At 41.1% G+C, this 2,552-nt stretch carries 1 protein-coding gene; it reads right to left on the bottom strand.

Going from position 1 to position 2,552, the window contains the following annotated elements; all coding sequences use genetic code 11:
• Positions 1-111: 111 nt before the first annotated feature.
• On the bottom strand, positions 112-1,953 hold the full coding sequence (ltrA, locus tag D5R40_RS32060; RefSeq protein ID WP_375339445.1) for a group II intron reverse transcriptase/maturase: 1,842 nt from the start codon (positions 1,951-1,953) through the stop codon (positions 112-114).
• Between the last annotated feature and the right edge of the window lie 599 nt (positions 1,954-2,552).

The following is a 2,552-nucleotide window of genomic DNA, read 5'->3' as shown; positions in this document are numbered from 1 at the left end:
TGTTAAACTAAGCCAGGCAAGTTACCTTGACCGACTCGTCTTCAGAACCGGACGTGAGACTTTCACCTCATCCGGCTCCTCTCTTAAACGTCCCTTGTCATGGGTACATCCCTACTTCAGTATCAACATATCATCAACCCATAAATAACTTTCAGGTAAGTCCTGTGGCTTAAATTGTGGATATGTCTTGTTATCTGATGCAGTTTTAGTATCGTGGCAATGTCGGTGCAACAATTGTTTGTTCTTATATGTGTTGTCACCACCTTTAGACCTTGGTTTTATATGGTCAACTTCAATTAGGTCAGTTGGTCTAAAGGTTAGTCCACAAGATGCGCATTTACCTTTTTGTCGCTTAAGTAGCGTTGTGACTTCTTTCCTTACGCCTGGATGTTTACCGATTCTGCTACCCCAATAAGTCCAGTCACCGTCATAAGGGGATTTATTACCTTTAACTTTGATGTGCCTTATAATAGGTATATCTGAGTGTCGGTTTAGTATATACTCACCGTCGTTAAGTAACCAATTTCTGGTCTCTTTGCAGCGAGGGAAATACTTTTTCTTTACCCATTTAGCCGACTTATTTGGATGCCTTCTACTGGCCCATCTCCATATTCTTACCCATAGGAGGTTATCTATTTTGCTGAATACCTCTTTACTGGCGACGGTTGAGAAGTAGTTAGCCCATCCTCTTATTACCGGATTTAACTTAGCTATTAGAGCTTTAGTCGGGGCGGTTTTATTCTTATCAAATATATCCGCCAGTTTTCGATAATGAGTTTTTATACTCTTGGAGGAGGGTTTAATCAGAGTCTTATATCCTTGTTTGGTTGACTTTACCTTCCATTGCCTGACTGTAAAGCTAAGAAAGTCAAATCCAGGTTTGTTCCCTTCATATTCTTCTAAGGTGTGGACAATTTTGGTCTTTTCTGGTTTTAGCTCTAATCCTACCTGGTTTAACCACTCCTGTATTACGGCTTTTGCTTGCAGGACTACTTTGATGTCTTCATGTAGGATAACGAAATCATCAGCGTAGCGTACTATGGTAAGACTTTGACATTTACTTTTCCAACCTTTTTGATTACCTTTTTTGTTTTTAAGGTCTATAGTTTTGGCAAATTCCATTAGTCTTTCCTCCATACCGTGCAGGGCGATGTTTGCTAGTAAGGGTGAAATTACCCCTCCCTGTGGTGTACCTTCCACAGATTCTAGGAATTGATTGTTGTCCATCACTCCAGACTTTAACCATTGTTTAATTAGTCGTCTGTAGGGAGATTGACCTATCTTTCCTAGAAGTGCATCGTGGTTAATTCGGTCAAAACACTTAGATATATCGGCATCTAACACATATTTAGGTTTATGATTGATGCTAGTGTGTATGGCTACGATGGCATCATGCGTTGACCGTCCTGGCCTAAAACCATAACTGTTAGGTTCAAAGTGTGCCTCCCATTCTGGTTCCACACCCAACTTAACCAAGGCTTGTAACGCACGGTCGTACATTGTTGGGATTCCAAGCGGTCGCTTCTCATCCCTTCCTGGTTTTGGTATCCAGACTCTGCGGGTTGGACTTGCTTTGAGGTATCGCGTATTTAATAAGTCAACTAGGTTAAATCTCTGTATTGGTGGTAGATTTTTGATTCCATCTATACCCGCAGTTTTCTTCCCCTGGTTATCCTGGGTCACGCGCCTAACAGCTAGCAACCTAGCGTAGTAACTTTTGGTCAGAAGTTTTTGGTACTTACGCATCTTGCGGATTTCGCCACGGCTGGATGCTCTGTAAATTAACTTTTGCAACTTAAATACATATTTTTCTACCTTCTTCCAATTAATATCTTTCCATTTAAGGTTAGGATTGATACTAACTTGATTCGGTATATCGTCTGTATCCCATGCCACGCTTAAAAATGGTCTAGGATTTCCTAGTTTTCTTTTTAGTGTTTTAGCTTTATTCATAGCTAATTGTTACTTTACATTACGTCTAACAGTGGATACGTCTGCAAATTAATGCTTATTATCCAATCCTACTCTCCCTAAGACCTACGTCCGATTGCGTAGATTGACCTTGAATGGCTTCCTAAGTTATCGACCTATATTCTGAGGTGTCTTAGAGAGGTTTTCTCGTTCCCTTATTCCTTTTATTACGGCTAATTTAGTGGGGTAAAATCTCCCGGAGGGTTCGGTATGGTTGCTGATAATTCCGAAATTATGAAATTATCCATTGACCCCCTGACTTTCGTCCTACATTCCATAGTTACCTTTGGAATGGTTTCGTGTAACGAGAGTTTAATTACCTTCCTGTTCGTCCACTTGTCAGCCTTTGCTTGCGGTATCGTTCTTGGTAACTGGTATTTTCCCGCTTTTAGGCCAGCTTCACCAGTTTGATATTCAGTCTCACCAGTGTGGCCTATGCTGTCAACCCAACAACAAGGCGGATGGAATTTCACCACCAAGGTAATAAGAGTTATTCACAAGTCGAGGTTGTCCTCATGTGGTGACTTGGAACGGCCATTTATACCCAGTTTCCTGGTTTAGTGGCCAACGAGTCACACAAT

The organism is Okeania hirsuta, from assembly GCF_003838195.1.
Classification (GTDB): domain Bacteria; phylum Cyanobacteriota; class Cyanobacteriia; order Cyanobacteriales; family Microcoleaceae; genus Okeania; species Okeania hirsuta.
Note: the sequence above shows the minus strand (reverse complement) of the source record. Positions and strands in the feature narration are given on the sequence as shown.

Excerpts from the sequence above, each read along its gene's own strand:
- ltrA (WP_375339445.1), bottom strand. The coding sequence starts at position 1,953 with ATGAATAAAGCTAAAACACTAAAAAGAAAACTAGGAAATCCTAGACCA.